The organism is Mesorhizobium sp. WSM4817 (assembly GCF_055811135.1).
Window position 1 is genome coordinate 1 of sequence record NZ_JBVVQQ010000131.1, and the last position, 494, is coordinate 494.

Annotated in this window: 1 protein-coding gene; it reads left to right on the forward strand. The window is 53.2% G+C overall.

The genetic code is table 11. The features are described 5' to 3' along the window. Window positions 1-432: 4'-phosphopantetheinyl transferase family protein (locus tag AC0L2K_RS35045; RefSeq protein WP_473533668.1), on the forward strand; the 432-nt coding region annotated here is incomplete at its 5' end. Window positions 433-494: the final 62 nt, after the last annotated feature.

The following is a 494-nucleotide window of genomic DNA, read 5'->3' on the forward strand; positions in this document are numbered from 1 at the left end:
CGCCGCCAAAGCGGTGCTGCAAGAGTAGTCGCCAGAACACTCCTTGGGCAACTGGGATTCCCACAACTGCCGATCCTAAAGACGCGCTCTGGTGTTCCGATCTGGCCACCCGGCGTCGTCGGATCTTTGGCGCACCACGATACAATAGCAGCCGCCGCCATTGCAGGGACGAAAAGGATTGCGGCTCTCGGCATCGACATTGAGCCTAATGAACCTCTGCCGGAGAACCTGATCGAATTGATTGCCACCCCTAACGAGCAACGCATGTACGATGTACATCTGCTCAAGCGGCGGGACCTCTTCGTTTTGAAGGAGGCGGTATATAAAGCGTATTTTCCACTGCACAATCAGTTCATTGAATTCCAGGACGTGGAAATTGATATCCCTGCGCGGTTAGGACACGTGTCGAAGGCAAATTGCGTGTTTCGTTAATTCCCGGACACCCTTTTCGCTAAATCCCGGACAGTGATTTCAGTAATTCGCGGACAGCGTTT